Source organism: Fibrobacter sp. UWEL (assembly GCF_900142535.1).
In the GTDB taxonomy this organism is placed as follows: domain Bacteria; phylum Fibrobacterota; class Fibrobacteria; order Fibrobacterales; family Fibrobacteraceae; genus Fibrobacter.
Map to the genome: position 1 here is coordinate 36474 of NZ_FRBE01000019.1, position 19233 is coordinate 55706.

Consider the following 19233-nt stretch of genomic DNA (forward strand, 5'->3'; position numbering starts at 1 on the left):
GAGACTCTTATGGAAAAGATCTCGAAATTGATGGGTTTACTGCTCCTCGGACTGGCTGGTGTAGGTCAGGCTGCTGATCCGTTTAACGTGGCGTGTGAATCTGTAGAAGAAGTGGACGGTGATTATAGTTTTGACTGCTCGGTTTACCAGTCTGCGACTGGTGAGTATGAAACCTGGAGTGATGTGATTTTCGCTATCCGTGATGAAATTAGCATGAAGGAGAGCGATGTCAAAAGCATTAGCATTACTCTTGAGTCTGACATCACCTTCGATGCTCTCCCGTCAGACCCTGCCTCATGTACCAATTCTACTACTGATGATGCGCAACTCTACTCCAGTGACTGGGTTAATGCTGGATATAATTTTGATGGCGCAAATCATACTATCAAGAATTTTTGTTTGATTGGGGAAAGAGGTCAGAGCGATATTGCTTTCTTCAAGGAATTCAAAAACGGGTCTATTAAGGATGTGACCTTTGATAACGCGTATGTAATGGCGAAACTTGATGATAATCAAGACGCTACGGAAGCGACTGCTGCTGTAGTTGTTGCCAAGAGTGAGAATGTTGCTTTTGAAAACGTTACTGTAAAGAACTCTAAAGTCTATGGTATGGACGTTGGTTCTGTGGTGGCTTTTGCAAACGGTGGTTCCTTTAAAAATGTGACAGTGACTAGTACTGATGTGGCGACGCCTGACGCTGTATTCCCTGAATACACCGGTGTGACAAAAACGGTGCTTGCTATTTCTAGTTCTTCAAAATTAGGTGGTGTTGCAGCGGCAACTTCTAATGTTTACTCATTCAGTAACATTAACCTTACGGCTGTATCTGTGGGCGTGAATAATGCTACAAGTGTTTCCTATGTTTTTGAAAGCATTAATGGTCCTGAAAATGTATCTGGGGGTTTCAAAAATCGAATTGAAGGTGGCGTTGTTGGTAATGCTATTGCTTCCAGTGATCGCTTTGAATATGAGGGAGGGTCTGTTGAGGTTACTCTTGGACGTGGAAGCAGCATGGCAGGCTTGTTTGGTAGTTCGTCATTGGAGGGTTATGCGTATGTGAAGAACGTGAAATCAACGGTTTCCATAACTTCTACATGTGAAGAGTATAATAACATTGGTGGATTTATGGGGCAATCTACCGATAAAAGCTTGATGTTTCAAAATAACAAGGGATCTCTTACAATAGATTGGAAAACAGTTTCCTCTTGTGGTGAAACGTCCCTTCAGACAATGTATGTAGGTGGACTTGTTGGTTATGGATCCGATTTTTATAGTATGAAGTCTCAAAAGGATTCTGTTACTGTTAATTTTAGTGTTGGAACCGCATATAACGATGGTGCTCATGCTGTGGGAGGCCTTTTTGGCTTTTTGAAAAACAGTCTTACTATTGATGCGAAGAATGATTATGTGACCGCTAATATATCAGACCTCTCTACTGCTACGGATTCGACTCAAATTGGCGGCTTGGTTGGTGGTGAAACTGGCTTGGTTTATTCGAAAAGTGGTTACCCTTTTGGGGTATATCGTAATGAAGTTTTAGGCACTGTTAAAGTCTCTGCGACTGTAAAGGCTGCAGTAGGTGGGCTGATTGGAAATGCTATGCATGGAAATCAGGATTTGGCTGTTTTCCATAATGTCATAAAGAGTGACATTATTGTTCCAAATGGGGCTCAGGCTGGTTTTGTTGCGGGACATATACGTGTTGTGGATGACAACCTCTCTGTAGCGGGAAACTTCCATGTTGGGACGAAGGATGTTGATGTTTCCGATGTTATTGGTCGTTACGATGATGAAAGTGATAACGAGGTTGAAGATTGGAATAAGGTCTATGCGGATGCGATAGATTATGATTTTCCCAGTATTTGTTTTAATTATCGTAACGCTATAAGCGGCCTTGATGCAACTGATGCAGATTGGGTGTTTACTACAGGTGCATTTTTGCAGGAAAGTGGATACTTGTATAACGGAGTTCTTCCCGAAACAGCGATGAAGACTTTTGCCTTTGCCCATGCCTTGAATTCTGGTGTATATAATAAAAGAGGTGGGGCGTCCAATGACGCAATAGTTTTGAATGACTCGTGGTGGAGTGATGGAGTAAACTATCCTCGCTATATTGATGACGAACTTATGACTCCGTATGCACCTTATATGTTGACTGTTGATTATAGTCGAGTTGCTGACCAGATGACTGCCACTCAGAAAACTGATATGGCTGCTTATATTTCCCCGGGGACAGAAAATCAATTTAATGCATTTACTTCCAATGATAAAGTCATAGATCCGAAATTTGTTGCCTCATTTAAACAACTGGATTGGGACTACCTAATGACGAATGAAATCTCTGAGAGCACGGAACTTGAATCGGGTGATCAGACTTACACGATGTTCGAAAACAAGAAGTTTAACGTCTCGTATGGGTATACATACGATGGATCTGATTATTACAAGTTTGATGACGATGGCAGTGAATTGTATTTCTATACGCCGAGAGTTGATGAAACGAGTTTTAATGATGCACATCTTGTTCCGCCTATCCGAACTGTGGGTGGTGTTACCAGAGATTATAGATTAAATGGTTTTATCATTGACTGTGAAGATGAGAGTGTTTGCGAAGGTTACCCGATTGAAGGTAGCGTTGATGTAACGGTGGTTTCCTCTTTTGCCAGATTGATTTCAGGACTTGCAACGCGTGATTTTACGGGATATTCAAATACGATTCGCTTGATCTATAAAAAGGATAGTGATGGTCCTACGGTTGAGGCTTTACCGAAAGTTTATTTTGCTAATTCAGAATCTGTGATTAAAGCTTATGTGACAACATATGGTTTTACATCTGCAGGATCCCATGTTGATATTTCTGGAGGAAGATCGTCAAGTCCTACAGACATTGATTATGCTGGGATGACTTCTGAAATAGGTCTTGCTACAGCATCTGGTTTTACAACTACAGGCTGGAAGGTTGATTTATTGGTTGGCTTTGAAGGTAATTATACTTATGAGGACTTCAATGGCTGTTACGATGAATCCTCTGCGAAGGATTTCTGTAAGGATAAGGTTATTGCGGCCGAAGCAGATCGTAATATCGGTTCTGTAAATGGCTTGACAGATTCCTTGATGGCAAAGGCTAGCGATAATGTGTGGAAGTGGTCTATCAGCCTTGAATCTAATGAAACCATTGATATGGCGAGTCTCATCAATGCTTTCTCCAGGGTTGTAAATAATGGATTTAGTAGTCCGCTAGTTTATATGCATATTACGCCTAAGGGGTCGGTAAACAATTATACTATAAGTTTTATCCCTAACGAAACTCACCTTCCTGAAGTAGAAAATCCTGCAGAAAATGAGATTTTCTTTGCAAATTCTTGGAAAAATAGTGGAACATATTCTCTGGAGTCAAATGAACTTCCGACGATATATTCTACACATTACAATTTTGCTGGATGGACGGGTTATTCTCAGTCTGAAAGATCTAATAATAAGTATAGTCGGCTTACTTCTGACCTTCTTGATACGGTGGTTGTTACGAACGGGGCGTTCAATGCCTATGGCAATTGGACTGAAAAGGAAGAAGAAACTTCTCGTTCTCTATTCTTGATTGCTCAGGCTCCTGATAGCGAACCTAAGGAAGATGAAGGAACTCCGTTGGTGTATTTAAATGGAACTGTGGAATTGTACCAGACCTATGTTGTTAATGACGAATCCAAAAAGGTAACGCATTCCTTTGGTGAAGATGCATATTATGCAGAAGGTGAATCTTATGCAAGGGAATACCGAAGCATGGATATTCCTAATATTGATGAATCCATGACATTCCATGTGACGGCTAAACCTAATAATGGTTACCGGTTGAACTTCTTGAAGGATTCTGTTGTTTCTGCAGAGGAAGAACTTGAGCCGATGATGGCTAGGGCTCCTGCTGTTGAAGCTGCTGCTGTTGGAAACTTGGTGTTTGGTGAATCCGATACCACACTTACGATTGAAAGTGGTATGGATCAGCATTATCTGGTGGCAAACTTTGCGCCTATTCCTTACCATTTCCAGTTCACTCGTGAACTTGGATCTGAATGGTTCTATCCTAAGGATTGGCGTGATACAGCTATCTATACTATTGATGCTGTTACCTATCAGACTCCTGTACCCTTGATTTATTCTATTGCAGGGACATCGAAGGGCTGGAATACTTCTAGGACGTTGGGTGAGAATGATTCTCCGGTAATGTATAATTCTCCCATTTCCGATAATATGGAAAAAGGCCTTTATACGGAGACCGATACGCTCTATATGATTCTTGAAAAGGAAACTGCGACCAATGCAACAATTTCCCTTAACAAGGATGCTGCAAGTGCGGTTCGTCTAGTTCAGTTTATCGGCGATAAGGATGACAAGGTTTGGAAACAAGACTCTATTTCCCATAGCTTTACGGTGGGCGAATCCAATGGCGAAATGCTGATTCCCAGCATTTATGGTGCTGTGTATGAATTTACGGCAAGGATCGCTGTTGAGAAGGGTTATGCAATAGAAACTGCTGAATATTCCTTCGATACGCTGGTGGATCAAGTAAGCCAGTCTAAGTCCTATTCTTTCAATGATGGTGATGTTGTTGCGCTGGAACCTTATGCAATGAAAAACATTCAGTTTAAGGTAGACTTTGCTCCGATTCCCTATCTGATTGCTTTTGAAAATGCCGTTAAGGAAGGCGCTATTGATGATGGTGTTTCTCTTGAAAAACGTGAATATACTGTAGAATCTGAAAACATTGCATATCCTAGTGGCCTTTATACCAGTGAAAGCTGCTTGATTGGATGGAAAGTCGGGTCTTCCGAAAAAGTCTTGACTTCCTTTAATGTGGAAGATTTCAGTACCGTTAAGGAAGGCGAAAATACCTTGACAGCTGTCTGGGGCGGTGTTGCAGCTTGTGATAATGAAACTTCTGAAAAGGATACTGTGGCTGGTGAATACAACCGTCTTGTTCTTGGGGCCAAGGGCGGTCGTGTTGCAATTGTCCAGATGACAAAGAATGCTGATGGCAAGGATTCCGTGGTTCGTACTCGTGCCTTCGGTGAATCCATGAGCATGCTGTTCCCTGGTCATGTTGCTGAAAATACCTGGTATGTGGTCAACATTGTTGCCGCTGATGGTTACGAAGCTCCTGAAACAATTCTCTTCTTCAACGACGATGCACGCGGTGGCCGAAAGGGCGATACCCTTAAGCTTGCGAATGGCGATGTCCTACCCAGCGAGAAGTTGTATGCCAGTGTCTTGAAGGCTGAATTTGTCTTGATCAACAAGACTCCGATTGAATTCGCTGAAACGCCCAAGTTTAAGCTTTCCAATGATACGCTTAGCCTGGCATTCACTACCAGTGAATTTGATGCGGATCGACATGCTGTTGTTCAAAAGCTCTTTATTGCGGATGATGATACTCTCTTGACTGTGGATACCGTCAAGACGACTCCTTACGTATTCTCCTGGGATACTACAGGCCTGGCTCCTGCATCCTATAAGATTTCCGTGAAGGTTTTTGATGAAACGGAATCCGCTCCTTTTGATACTAGCTTTACTATTTACGGGGACACCTCTGTGGTGGATACCGATACGACTATCGTAGATACGATTTCCATTGCCTTTGCTCAGGATCCGGAATTCCGTATCTCTGGAAGCGCTGCCCACATGAACTTCGTTACCAGCGAATTTAATGCGGAACGCGAAGCCTTGGCAGAAGTAATCCTGGTTCGCAACGGGGATACGACGATTTCTGTAGACTCCGTAAAGAAGACTCCTTACGAATTCACCTGGGATACTGTTGGCTTGGCACCCGGCAAGTATGAACTTTCTGTAAGGGTTTATGATACCGCGGAATCTGCTTCCTATGATACGTCTTTCGTGGTGACTGGTGAAATTGCCGCAGCCTCCATGGATGGCTGGCAGATGCTCGCTCTTGATGTGATAGACAAGAAGTCTGTGGATTGGAATGATGAAGATGCCGTGTTCTACTGGTGGGATGAATCTTCCAGCGTAGGTGAATACTGGCAATATCAGGCTTATGGCGAAAGGGATGAAGTGGATGCTGTGACGGGTGGCTGGTACAGCTCTCTGGAAGGCCGCTCCATTGAACTTCGTGAAGACCTGGAAGTCCCTGATTCTGCAGTATGGAAGGTTTCCAATGTCTATAGCGGATGGAACCTGGTGGCAAATCCCTATGGCTGGACCATTGCCAATCCGGATACAACTCTGGAAAGCTGGCGCTGGAATTCTGAACTGTGTGACTACGATACCACAAGGCCTTGGTTCCTGAAGCCTTACGAAGCAATCTGGGTCCGTGTGGATTCCGATACTTCTTTGGCTCTGGATAAGACTCCTGTGTTTGATACCACCGCTGTTAAGGCTGCTGCAAAGCGTCGCGTTCTCGCAAAGGCCAACAACAAGTTTGACTGGTCTATTCGTGCGGTCCTTCAGGATGAAATGGGTAAAACTGACTCCTGGAACGTGCTGGGTGCAGGTGAAACTGACATGATGGAGGAACCTCCTGAAGGTATGGGCAACCATGTTCGCCTCTCCATTATGGAAGGCCGCAAGCGTCTGGCCAAGTCCATGAAGCAGATTTCCGAAGATGGATATACCTGGAATCTGGAAGTTTCCGCCACCAGTAACCGTAGGGGCTACCTGAGCTTCGAAGGTCTGGACCGTGTGGAAGTCTTCGGTTACCGCCTGTTTGTTACCGTAGATGATCGCACCGTGGAACTTTCTGCAGGCGAAAAGCTGCCGGTGGCCCTCAAGAGCGTCTCCAAGAGCGTGAAGGTTCAGGTGGTCAAGTCCGAAGCTCAGCTGGCAAAGTCCGTTTCTGGCTTGAAGATGGTTCAGCAGGGTAACAGGGTGAATGTCTCCTTCAACGTTCCTGCAGAACTGTCCGGCAGCGGCTACATTGCAGAAGTGGCTGGCTTGAACGGCGAAAAGGTCTCCTCCAGCCGTGGCAAGGCGACCTCTGGCAGGAACGAAGTTGGACTGACCCTCCCGAAATCCGGTCTGTATTATGTCCGAGTTCGTGTGGCAAGTCAGCAGACTGCGGGTAAATTTCTGGCAAAATAGCCGAAATTAGCTGAAAAACGCCAATTTTAAATAAAAAAGGCTTCCGAAAAATCGGAAGTCTTTTTTATTGTTACAAACATTGCCATAGTGTACCACTTATTCTAATTGGCAAGCTACGCTTGCATTTAGTGCGGCTCGGTCATGACAATTTGCGCAAGCACCATTGTCGCGACGCTCGCCTTTTACTAAATTTGCGCGCACTATGACAAAGGCTAAATTCATCAAATTCATCATCGCATCGATTCTCGCAATCGTTGCTCTCTACTTGCCGTACGAATCCCTCGGTTTCGACGCTGCAAGCCCCATGGGCATCCTGAACCCGCTGGAAATCCGCGTCATTGGCGTATTCGTCATGGCCGCTCTCTTCTGGATTCTCCAACCGTTCCCGATTTGGTCCACCTCCATGCTGGTGATCGTTCTTATGATCATCACCATGTCTGACTCCGCCCTCTCTCCGTTCCGTGTTGACGGTGTTACCATGATTAGCCACAAGTCTGTGATGGCTACTTTTGCTAACCCGATCATCATGCTGTTCCTGGGTGGCTTCTTCCTGGCTGCTGCCGCTACCAAGTACAAGCTGGACTTGAACTTGGCTCGCGTGCTCCTGAAGCCCTTCGGCAAGAATCCGAAGTTCGTGCTTCTCGGCCTCATGCTCATCACTGCAGTGTTCTCCATGTTCATGAGCAACACCGCTACCGCAGCTATGATGCTCGCCATCCTCGCTCCGGTGCTCAAGCTCTTCGACGAAGATGACCGCGGTAAAGCAGCTTTCGCTCTCGCTATTCCTCTTGGTGCAAACATCGGTGGTATGGGTACCCCGATCGGCACTCCTCCTAACGCTATCGCTCTTGGTGCTTTGAACGACGCTATCGCTCGCGGCGACCTGGCTGCAAACCCGGTTTCCTTCGGTCAGTGGATGGCTTTCGGTGTTCCGTACGTTATCATCCTCATGGTGATCGCATGGGTTCTTCTCATGAAGATTTACCCCATCAAGATGAAGCAGATGGTTCTGAACATTGAAGGTGCTGGCAAGTTCGATACTAGCCCCAAGGCAATCATCGTTTACATCACTTTCGTTCTCTGCGTTCTCCTGTGGGTTACCGGTAAGGGTGTCCATGGCATCAACGATAACGCTATTGCTATGATTCCTATGGCCGTGTTCGCCCTGACTGGTGTTATCACCAAGAAGGACCTGAACGAAATGAGCTGGGACGTTCTGTGGCTGGTTGCTGGTGGTTTCGCACTGGGTGTTGGCCTCAACGCTACTGGTCTTGCCGCTCACTTGATCAAGACCATCCCGTTTGCAAGCTGGTCTCCCATCGCCCTCATGGTCGGTTGCGGTATCATCTGCTTGTTCATGGCTAACTTCATGAGCCATACCTCTACTGCAACTCTTCTCGTTCCTATTCTTTGCGCAGTTGGCATTGCTTGCCAGGACAACCTCACCGGTCTCGGTGGCGTTACTGCTCTCCTGGTTTCTGTTGCCTTCGCTTCTTCTCTCGGTATGTCCATGCCGATCTCCACTCCGCCTAACGCTCTTGCCCACGCTACCGGTTACACCGATACCAAGGGTATGGCAATTACCGGCGTTGTGATGGGTCTCCTCGGCCTGGTTCTCTCCTGGGTCATGATGATCATCCTGGCTAAGGTTCAGTTCTTCGGCGCTCCCGTTGTGAAGCCCACCGAAGCTGCTCCTGTTGCAGCTCCCGTTGCCGCTGAAGCACCTGCCGCTGCCGCTCCCGTAGCTGAAAGCGCTGCTGTAGAATCCGCTGTTGCAGATAGCACCGTTGCTCTGCCGGCTGACTCCGCTGCTACCGTTGCTGCTGAAGCCCCCAAGGCTGAAGAAGTTAAGGCTGAAGCCGCTCCCGCAGAAGCTGCAAAGTAAGTTCTAGACCATAGGTCAACTTAAAAGTTTGGGACCCCGACGTATGTCGGGGCCCTTTCTTTTTAATACGTGCTTATTTAGCCCTAATTTCGTAAAATTGAGTTAACTATTTCCTTGGAAAAGTGTATTTTTCGTAAAAAAGGAAATGCGCTCCTATGGGAGCGTCGTTTTGAGGTATACACATGCGAAAATTGGTTATTGCGACTTACGTTTGTAGAGCTTTGGGCTTTATCTTGATTCTTGTAAGTCTGTTTGGTCAGGGCTTGATTGCCAACTTGTTCCCCGGAGCAACTACGATTAATCCCTTTTTCTATACCGGCATTGGTATTTATGCGGCCGGTGCAGTGACCTATTTCTTTATTAACAAGAAGGAACGTGCGGACCGCCGCCGTCGCGAAATTGAAGAGGCTCAGGAAAGAGCCTTTGGTGGCCTCCACAAGGATGGCGAAAACTAATGATTCAGATTGAACATTTGCATAAGACGTACCGGTCTGGCTTCTTCATGAAGCCGAAGCTTGCTCTGAAGGATGTGAGCTTCAAGGTGGAACCGGGCCAGGTTTTTGGTTTTATTGGTCCTAACGGTGCTGGAAAGTCTACCACCATTAAGGTGCTGACGGGCCTTTTGCGCTATGATTCCGGCAAGGTGCTGCTGAACGGGGTGAGCCCTCGCGAAGTGAAGAGCCGTACTTTTGTGGGGTATTCTCCGGAACAACCCTACTTCTATGATTATCTGACAGGCCGCGAACTGTTGAAGTTTTACGGTAAGTTAGTGGGTCTTCAGGGTTCAGAATTGGACAAGCGAATCCAGTGGGCTCTGGAACTGCTTCACGCCAACAAGGACTGGATTGACCGCCGTCTCCGTTCCTATTCCAAGGGCATGATGCAGCGAGTGGGTATTGCCCAGTCTATTCTCGGTAAGCCCAAGCTGTTGATTCTGGATGAACCCATGAGTGGTCTTGACCCGGTGGGTCGTCGCGATGTCCGTAGTGCCATTCAGGAACTGAACCAGATGGGCGTGACCGTATTCTATTCCAGCCACCTGCTGAGTGATGTGGAAGCCATCAGCCATCGTGTGGCTATGATCGTGGATGGTCGCATTGTCCGTGAAGGTACCGTAGACGAAATTACCAACGCTTGCGGCGTGGAATACCACGTACGTACCCGCCAGGGAATTCTCCTGCAGGATCTGCCCCAGGGCGTGACTCCCGCCGGCCACCCGCAGGAATGTATCTGCGAGGACGATGCCGCCCGCGATCGTCTGCTCAGGTATTGCCTGGACAAGAATATTTCCATCGAACGCATGGAGCACAAGCGCCCCAGTCTCGAAGACATTTTGACGGAGGAGATTGCCCGTGCAGACGCTTAAGCATATCAATATCATCGCCCTGAATACTTTCCGCGAATCCATTCGCGACAAGATTCTTTACAACATCGGCTTCTTTGCTGTGGCTCTTGCCTTGTTCAGCATCGTCCTTGGGGAATGGTCCGTCTTTGACCGCGCTTACGTGATCAAGTCTACCACACTTTCCATCATGAGCCTGTCTGGTCTCCTGATTTCCATTTTCGTGGGCATTAGCCTGGTGCAGAAGGAAATCCAGAGACGTACGGTTTTGACCTTGCTGTCCAAGCCTATTTCTCGAGCCACTTTCATTGTGGGTAAGTACCTTGGTCTGCTTGCTGTGGTTGCAGTTCATCTGGTACTTTTGACCTTGATCTTTTACGCGACCTTGTGGGTTACGGGGTCTGAACCTACAGTAAGTTTGCTGACTGCTGTGTATCTCATTTTCTGCGAAATGGCTGTTGTCATTGCTGTGGCCCTGCTGTTCAGTAGCTTTAGCAGCACCGTGCTGAGCGCCTTGTTTACCTTGGGCGTCTACATGGCTGGCCACTTGAGCAACCAGCTTCTGGAACAGGTCCGCTTTGCTGCACGAATGGGCGAAATGGATCAGTCTTCCAGTGCTATTTTCGAAAAGGCCGCTGTTGTCATTCATGCGGTTTTCCCGGGTCTTTACCGTTACAACGTGACCAACTATGTGGTTCACGGCGTTGCTCTGCCGGATATGTACTTGTTCTGGAATACTGTCTACGCTTTAGGCTATGTGGGCGTGTTCCTGGCAATTGCTAGCTGGTGGTTTAGCAGGAGGGATTTCCTATGAGAAACCAATATATGGCTAAGGTCCTGGTCCACAACAAGATGGTTACCGAGGACCAGATTAACGCTCATTGGGCTCAGGCTTCTGAACAAAAGGATATTGGTCAGGTACTTGTTGAAGCGGGGCTTATTTCCGCTGGCGTTTACGCCAAGGTCCTTGCGTTTGTCAAGAATATTGAAGCCAAGGCGGCTGCCTCTGCTCCTGCAGAACCGGCTCCGGCTCCCGCGGCAACTGCCCCGACGGCAGCTCCTGCTCGCAGTTCTGTAGCGGCGACTCCGAAGGCTACACCTGCTGCTCCCAAGGAACCGGAACAGCCTGCATTCCAGATCGAGGGGAACAATCCCTATGGAGACTCCACTTCGACTTCCAGTGTGGAAGTGGAAACGGTTGCAGGTCTTGAAACTACCAGCATGGGCACGGTCCAGGTGGACGCAAGCGCTGAAGCAAGTGATGAAGAAGATGGCAAGTTGCCTCGACGTTTCGCTCTTGCTACGGGAGAAGGTACTCCCGTGGAAGCGCCTGAAACCATTCGCCCCATGACCAATCTTTCCCAGTTGATTGCGTTTGCCCGCAAGTTCAATGCCACGGACATTTATCTGTTTGCGGATCGCCCGGTGGTGATGCGTCAGTCCGGCGTTCTCTTTGTGGCATCCGAACAGTCTCTGGACTTGTCCCGAATTAGCGACCGTCTGAACGAAGCCGCCAAGGGATTTTCTGACGGCTATAAGGTGGTTGTCGGTAAGAATTTCAGTAAGACCATTGGTCTTCCCGGCGTAGGTCGCGCCCGCGTGACGGTGACTTGGGATGATACCACTCCCAGCATTTCCGTGCGTGTGATCCCTACGGAATCCACCTCCATCGACAATTTGTATCTGCCGCCTTTCTGCAACCGCTTTACGGAACTGAACAGCGGTCTGGTCCTGATTGCAGGTCCTGCCGCTAGCGGTCGCTCGACCACCATGACTGCTTTTGCAGAAACCATTGCGGCAAATCGTAACGTCTATATCCAGACCATTGAAAAGCCTATTGAAAGAATTCTCCAGAATCCCAATGGGGCCATTGCCCAGCGTGAAGTTGGACTTCATGTTCATACGGGACTGGAAGGTATTTCTCTGGCCATGCAGTCTGGCGCCGACGTGATTCTATTTGACCATGTGGAAACCTACGAGGAACTTTCTGCCCTTCTGAACGCTGCAAACTCTGGCGCTCTCGTATTTGCGGTGGCCTCGGGTAACAATGTTCACTCCCTGCTGTCTAGGCTCATGAGCTCCGTTCCCGAAAAGAACCGCGTGGCATTTGCCAACACTCTGGCAGACCAGCTGAAGGGCATTGTGGTCCAGCACTTGGTACCTGTGGTGCAGAACCAGGGTCAGGTTCTTGCGGTTGAAGCAGTGCGTATGACTTCTCCCATGGCGAACCTGCTCCGTCGTGGCGGCATCTCCCAGATTACCGCTGCCATCAGTAGCCAGAAGGATCAGGGCATCACTCTGGATGACTCTCTGCAGAAGTGCGTGGAATCTGGTTATATCGATGGCATGGAAGCCTGGAAACGTTCTTGCGATTCGAGGCGCTTTGCCTCCTATCGACCTGCAAAGTAGGGAGGATTTATGGCAACAGAAATTGAATCCTTGTTGGAATACACCCTGAACGTGGGTGCCAGTGAATTGATTGTTTCCGAAGGTGCTGCTTCCGCAGTTCGCCTTTCCGGAAAGGTGTGCGCCATTCCAGATGCTCCCGCTATTGAGCCCGGCACCTTGCGTAGTTTTGTCGGTTCCATGGATGGCGAAAGCGGTTCCGTACTTGCGGGCCCCTGGAGCGGTTCCCGTTGGCGCGTCCGCTACAATAGGACTGCACTTGGCAACGCCGCCGTATTCCGCCCCCTGCTGGAAGAATGTCCGGACTTTGGCTCCCTGGGCGCCCCTGCCACTATGGATAGCCTGCTTGGGTTGAACAGCGGTATTGTGGTTTTTGCTGGTCCTGCCTGCAGCGGTAAGACGACTACGGCTTCTGCCTATGTATCCGCACTTTGCCAGTCTGCCATTCTTCGCGTGAGCAATCTTTCTTCCGTGAATGAACTTCCCATCAAGACCGGCGAAAGCCTGCTGCTGAAGGATTCCTATGGCGGTGTAACGGACAAGTTGACTCAGACGCTTCGTAGCGGTTCTGACTTGATCTGGATGGGCGATTTTGAAGGCCTCCCGCTGATTCCGATTCTGGAAGCGGCTGAAGCTGGTGCGCTTGTGGTGCTTACGGTTACTGCCGGCAATACGGTGGGCGCCCTGGAAGCATTGCTTGCAGACGTGGCCGACGAAGAACGTGACCTTGCACGCAATATGCTTGCCTCTGTCCTGAAGGCGGTGGTGGTGCAGCGTCTTCTGCCTGGTGCCGAATCCAGCATCCCTGCCTGGGAAGTTCTTTTCGGTTCCCAGAATGTGGCCTCCCGCATTCGCGCCGGCGAACTGTTCTCTCTGCCTTCCATTATATCTGCCTCTGCATCCGAGGGAATGCTCCTGATGGATGACTGCCTGGCTTCCCTCGTACAGTCCGGCTATGTCTCCAAGGATGAGGCAGGTAAGTATGTATCCAATCCTGCGGTATTGGGATAGTCTAACTTCCTTTGCAAAGAGGGTTGCTGCGGCAGCCCTTCTTGCTGTACCCGCTTTTGCAGAAACACCTGCGGTGACCGATTCTGCGGCGCCGGCAAACGTTCCGGTTCTGGACGCACTTGTAAAATCCGTGACGGAATCTCCCGCAGATTCTCTTGCGGATTCTGCCTCCTTAAATGAATCCGCACCTCGTTCCGCCAGTGATATAAAATCCGTCCTGTATCTTGGGGGCGGTGATCGTTCCCCTTGGTTCTATCTCGGGGTCTTGTACGCTATTGAGGAATACGGCGTCCCCGTAGATTCCATTGTAGGTACGTCCTGGGGCGCCTGGGTAGGTTCCCTCTGGAGCCGCGGTATCGCAGTAGATGAAATCCAGCGCCTCCTGTTGCATCCGTCTATTGTTTCTTACGTGGGGAATGATCTTTCCCTCGAGAAAATGCACTCCAAGGAAGGTCAACCAATTGCCGTTTCCCCCAAGGGAATTTCCTCCTTGCGTCAGCGTTTCACCCTTCAGGTGGACTCCGCGGGTCACGTCAAGCGAAATCTGCTCCCTCTGGAAATGGACTCCGTCTATCTTCAACGTTCAATCGCTCGCCTTCGCTTTCAGGAAATGCTTTACCGCCAGCGCGGTAAGCAGGTGATTCCTTTCTCGGTACAAGGCTGTGACGGAAACGTCCTAGATAATAAGGTGGAGACGGTCATTAATAGCCTTCCCCTGTGGGATGAAGCAAATTCTGCCGGGACAATATCAGGGGAAATTTGCCCCCACTATGCAGTCCCTCTGGAAGACCGCGCCGATGAAGTTTCCCTCATTGCGGTTGCGGAACCTCTCCGTAGTGAATACAAGGGCGATGCCCGCAAGGGAGTGCTGTTTAAGCAGGCTGCCGCTACTCTTTCGACTCAACCTGGCGTAATCATTCGCGCCCATATGGTTCAGGATACTTCCCGCAATGCCTGGATCCAGGCGGGCTTTACCGCACTGGAACGTAAGCTTCCCGAAATGGATCGACTGGCTGGCCGTAAGGTGGATTACTCTAAACGTCACAACCCGTCGGCACTTCCCTGGTTCCGCTTTACGCCCTCCTTTGACGGAGTTTCTGCGGAGGTGATGACCGCTGCACAGTCTCACTGGACGGAATCGGATACGGGGTTTGTGGCGCCCATAAATTATGCCCTCAGCGTTGCGGAAAATCCTGCCTATGACTCCTTGCGTTTCTCCATGATGCCCAATGGGGAATTGCTGGTGGGCACTGCGGTTCACCCTACCTTTGATCTTGCTGCAGGCGTTTTCGGATCCAATGCCATTGGCGCTAACGGCTATCTGGAAGCTACCGTCAACTACATTGACCAGATGGAAATTCAACTGGCCTTGAAGGGATTCTGGGGCAGTTCCTCCTACGGATTTACCCCTCGCCTTGATATTTCCAGACTTTGGAATAAACATTGGGCGGTTCAGTTTGGCTACGACTTGATGAAGCTGCGCCCGCTGAAGTCTTTTAATAACGATATCGATTCTACCGTTAGGATAAACAGCGAGGAACGAAACGACTTTACCATGTCCCTGGTGTATCGCTTGAATCGCGAACAGACTGCATCGGTGGATTTCCTTTTCGGCAAGAGAATTTTTGAAATGGATACGTCTCTTTATGGAAGAGATCCCATCAAGACATATCCTGTTTCTCCTGCGTTCCACTATAGCTTCAAGCGGGGCGAAGACAACCGGTGGTTCTCTACGGAAGGATTCTCCCTGGAGGGCATTGCCGGCTTACAGAGTGTCAGTTTTGACTTCGGCGTGAATGACGTGATTCCTATTTACTGGAAGTTCATTCTGGATGCTCGCTATACAGGTTCTCCCAAGCCATTCGTGACGTTTACTGCAAGTGCCTCTGCCGGATTTGAACGCTATCATGAAGATGGTTACGGCTATGTGGTTCCCGCGTCCTTTGGCTATGCCCCGCTGGATTTGGTGTACATGCTTCACGCCAATGCAACACCCTGGTCCAGCCAGTGGAACGATCCGGAACTCTCTTCTCACGGATACGCACTTCTGCGAGGAAGCGTTTCTTTCCACAACAAGAATCTAGGCCTTTGGATCTTTGGCGCTTATTTCCATGATTTGAATGAGAATCCCTACGCCACCTTGCGTCCCAACAAGTTTGTTCTGGAACCGGCCCTGCGATTCAACTATAAGTCCATCAGCATCTATGCTGGCATGAACCGTATTGTGGATCAGAACAACCTGAAGGATCTGAAGAACTTCAAGGAATACACTTATTTCATTCGCGTTGGAGAATACGAATTCTAGAACACTAGCCTAGTATTCTAGACGACTCCAAGGGTCTTCCAGTTGCCTCGGCGCCAGCGGATGTAATTCACGATGGATCGGTAGAATTCGTCTGCCGCCATGCCAAGCCAAATGCCAGCAAGGCCCAAGTCCAATACAAAGCCAAGGAACAATGCGGTGCCTAAGCCGCAGGTCCACATCATGGTGGAACCAACGATTGCAGGGAACTTGGAATCTCCGGATGCGCGGAGTGCTGCCGTAATCGTCATGTTTGCCGCCTTGAAAGGCTGCAGCACTACATCACACCAAAGACAGATTTGCCCAAGCCGCTGGATTTCAGGGTCCAGTGTGTAGAAGGACATGAGTTTTGTTCCGCATAGTGCCACAATCAGTGCGACAATAAAACCGCTGCTACATCCGGCTGCAAGACTTTGATGGAGCCTTCTGTTGGCCTTGTCATAATCGTGAGCGCCTACCAGATGGGCCACCAGGATCTGGTTTCCGCTACTGAGTCCCACACTCAGGATGACCGCAAGCATGGCGAAGTTGGCGCTAAAGATACGTGCGGTCATGGCGGTAATACCCAGGTGCACAATAATGGCGGTCAGTACCACCTGGAAAATCTGAAAGCTTACCGGCTCGATTGCGGCGGGAACACCAATGCGGATCCAGTCCGGCAGAATCACGCGGGAACGCTTGAAGTCCGTGTTACGAATTTTATGGTGGATTTTGAACTTCAGAATGATATACAGGACGATGCTGGAAATCAGCCAGGAGAGCATGGTGGCGATGGCCACGCCCTTGACGCCCATCTTGGGAAATCCCAGATAGCCATTCAGGAAGATGATGTTCATGATGGCGTTGGAAATGATGGTAATGATGTTTCCCACCAGGTTCCAGACGGTCAGTCCGTGTGTAGCAATCAAGGACGTGAGGGTGGTCTGCAGGGACCTGAAGGCAAACCCGAAGGAGACGATGTACAGGAACTCGTAACCGTAGGTAGCCGCATCTCCTGTAAGTCCCATCCAGCTGACGATGTTATGGGACAGCGGGAGGGTGATGAACATGATGGCAATCCCCAGAAGGAGGCTTCCCAGCAGGACCATGGTCTGGGTGGTGCCAGCCTGGCGGGGACGTTCAGCTCCCATGAACTGGGAGGCAATGCTGGCACCTGCTTGTGAGAATGCAGTAATGGCCATGAAGATTGCGCCAAGAATGGGACCCAACGCACCCACACCTGCCGCTGCCGTTTCTGATGTACGGGCCAGGAACCAGCTGTCCATCATGGGCTGGCAAGTTGCAATACCGAAGGTAAGAAATAGAGGCCAGGAAAGGCTTAAAAGGGAACGATCTTTAACTTGCACATTCTTCTGCATGCCCTAAAATTAGAAATGCAGGATTTCTCCTGCTAGCTAAAAAAAGAATGCTTTTGTATACAACTGTATAACGTGTACTAAATGATGCAAGGGGACTGCCGTCCCCTTGTGCCTATCGTTCTCCGCGGTTCTTGGCGGCTACGTCTTTATACTTATTGTGGTCAGCCAGGGTGCTGCTGAAGAAGTGGGTCATGGATCCATCGTCCTTGGCCACAAAATACAGGGCGTCCGTAGTAGCGGGGTAAAGTGCTGCTTCAATGGCCTTACGTCCAGGATTGGAAATGGGACCGGGCATCAGGCCCTTGAACTTGCGGGTGTTGTAAGGGCTGTCGCTGTTCAACTGGCTCTTGTAGATAGGGCCTGTCAAATTCTTGAAGATGAACCTGACCGTGGGGTCGGCGCCTAGAGGCATGCCGATGCGCAGACGGTTGTGGAACACTCCTGCGATGAGAGGGCGTTCAGAGGGAATGCCGGTTTCTTCTTCCACCACGCTGGCAAGTGTCAGCACTTTATGCCAACTGCCTAGGGTGGACCACATGGAGCCGTTGGACTTTTCCTTGAGCTCATCACGGAGCTTCAGGTTGGCTGCCACCATCTGCTTCAGGATGGTTTCTTCCGTAGCGTCGATGGGGAAGGGGTAGGTGTCGGGAAGGAGGTAGCCTTCCAGAGTGTTGGCTTCAAGACCCAAGGACTTGGCGAACTTGCTGTCCTGGACCAGGGCGTTCCAGCGGTTCTCGTCCAGCTTGGGGAATGCCTTCTTCAGGTAGGCGGGCATTTCCCAGGAGGCTCGACCTTCGGGGATGGTTGCCTTTCTCACGGCGTTCTTGCCGCTTTCAATGATGGCGAAAACCTGAGGAAGAGTTTGTTCCGGGGGGATTTCGAACCAACCAGCCTTCAGAGCCGGTTTAAGCTTGCGGCTGATAAGCTTATAGGCCAGTTCGTCGTCCCAAATTCCGTTATCCTTGAGGATGTGAAAAACCTTGGTGGGGGAGCTGCCTTTGGGGACCTGAATGAGGACAATTTCCTGGTTATTGGAGGTTTTGTCCATGTTTGGCTGTACGTAAAACAGGAAAGCACCCGCTGCCAGGGCCAAAATAAGCGCTAAAACAAGTAAAATCTTCTTCATAGAGCAAAAATTTAAAAGAAAATTTGACGAAAAGCAAAAATAAAAGGTATATTCCTATTGCATTTTGAAATTTTACCCTGTTTCTGAGGATTGATATGAAAAAGGTGCTCTTTATTGCTCTCGCTGTGCTGGTAAGCATGTCCTTTGCTGCAAATAAGGTTAAGTCCAAGCTCGGCGACGTTGAACTGACCAAGGAAAAAGGCGGTTCCTCTGTAGTCTGCACCGCAGGCTTTAATGATGAAATGACCATTATTAAGGAAGCTGATACCGACGTGCTCGTTAAGGGTTCTTGCGGTCAGGGTTGGGTTCCTAAGTCTAAGATTGAATACGTTGCTCAGAAGGCTGGCGATAAGTCCATGACCTTGGACGACCAGGACATCGTGGGCTGGCTGGATAACCCGTCTGCAGTGTTCGTGTTGGAAAACGATGATGTCGACTTCGATGGCGTGAACATCGATCGTGACTTCAAGGAATACCTCCAGCACACCATGGACCGCGAACAGACCGAAATGCGTAATAATGAGAACTAATTAAGGGAATACAAGAAATCCCTTTAGAACGCCTCGCTAAAAAAAGCGGGGCTTTCTTGTATTCAGGGGAAGGGGGAAGCGTCCCCCCTTCCCCTGGACCCTTTTCCCCCGACGTCTTTCTTCTTCTTGCTCTTGTTTTGGATCCTCGCTTGGTTTGAAAGCGGGGTCTTTTGTTTCTTTTGGGCTT

The 19233-nt window shown here is 49.1% G+C and carries 11 protein-coding genes; 9 read left to right on the forward strand and 2 right to left on the reverse strand.

The genetic code is table 11. The features are described 5' to 3' along the window. The first annotated feature begins 9 nt into the window (after positions 1–9). The 8 genes from BUB59_RS11665 to BUB59_RS11700 all read left to right on the forward strand — a co-directional run bounded on the left by BUB59_RS11665 (position 10) and on the right by BUB59_RS11700 (position 16035). Entirely contained in the window at positions 10–7086 is a 7077-nt protein-coding gene (locus BUB59_RS11665; RefSeq protein WP_073230163.1) for an autotransporter outer membrane beta-barrel domain-containing protein, read from the forward strand. Between the two features lie 202 nt (positions 7087–7288). Continuing rightward, positions 7289–8971, forward strand: a complete 1683-nt coding sequence (locus tag BUB59_RS11670) for an SLC13 family permease (protein ID WP_073230165.1) — start codon at positions 7289–7291, stop codon at positions 8969–8971. 182 nt (positions 8972–9153) lie between these two features. Then, positions 9154–9426 carry a hypothetical protein gene (locus tag BUB59_RS11675; protein ID WP_143160369.1) on the forward strand — a complete coding sequence of 91 codons (273 nt, stop codon included), beginning with the start codon at positions 9154–9156 and terminating at the stop codon, positions 9424–9426. Further along, positions 9426–10337, forward strand: coding sequence for an ABC transporter ATP-binding protein (locus tag BUB59_RS11680; protein ID WP_073230169.1), 912 nt, complete (start codon positions 9426–9428; stop codon positions 10335–10337). Before BUB59_RS11675 ends, BUB59_RS11680 begins: the two co-directional genes overlap by 1 nt. Beyond that, positions 10324–11127: an ABC transporter permease gene (locus BUB59_RS11685; protein WP_073230171.1), complete on the forward strand. Its 804-nt coding sequence runs from the start codon at positions 10324–10326 to the stop codon at positions 11125–11127. Before BUB59_RS11680 ends, BUB59_RS11685 begins: the two co-directional genes overlap by 14 nt. Beyond that, on the forward strand, positions 11124–12722 hold the full coding sequence (locus tag BUB59_RS11690) for a type IV pilus twitching motility protein PilT (protein WP_083540305.1): 1599 nt from the start codon (positions 11124–11126) through the stop codon (positions 12720–12722). Before BUB59_RS11685 ends, BUB59_RS11690 begins: the two co-directional genes overlap by 4 nt. Positions 12723–12731: 9 nt before the next feature. Further along, complete coding sequence (locus BUB59_RS11695; RefSeq protein WP_073230175.1) at positions 12732–13730, forward strand: ATPase, T2SS/T4P/T4SS family; 999 nt, start codon at positions 12732–12734, stop codon at positions 13728–13730. Further along, positions 13702–16035 carry a patatin-like phospholipase family protein gene (locus BUB59_RS11700; RefSeq protein WP_083540306.1) on the forward strand — a complete coding sequence of 778 codons (2334 nt, stop codon included), beginning with the start codon at positions 13702–13704 and terminating at the stop codon, positions 16033–16035. Before BUB59_RS11695 ends, BUB59_RS11700 begins: the two co-directional genes overlap by 29 nt. A gap of 17 nt (positions 16036–16052) precedes the next feature. Here the strand turns inward: BUB59_RS11700 and BUB59_RS11705 are convergent, their stop codons facing one another. Further along, positions 16053–17390 carry an MATE family efflux transporter gene (locus BUB59_RS11705; RefSeq protein WP_073230177.1) on the reverse strand — a complete coding sequence of 446 codons (1338 nt, stop codon included), beginning with the start codon at positions 17388–17390 and terminating at the stop codon, positions 16053–16055. 112 nt (positions 17391–17502) lie between these two features. Further along, positions 17503–18516 carry an endolytic transglycosylase MltG gene (mltG, locus tag BUB59_RS11710; protein ID WP_234980040.1) on the reverse strand — a complete coding sequence of 338 codons (1014 nt, stop codon included), beginning with the start codon at positions 18514–18516 and terminating at the stop codon, positions 17503–17505. Between the two features lie 95 nt (positions 18517–18611). Between mltG and BUB59_RS11715 the strand changes: the two genes are divergently transcribed. Continuing rightward, the gene (locus tag BUB59_RS11715; protein ID WP_073230180.1) at positions 18612–19046 is read left to right on the forward strand and encodes a hypothetical protein; all 435 of its coding nucleotides are present in this window, start codon (positions 18612–18614) and stop codon (positions 19044–19046) included. Positions 19047–19233: the final 187 nt, after the last annotated feature.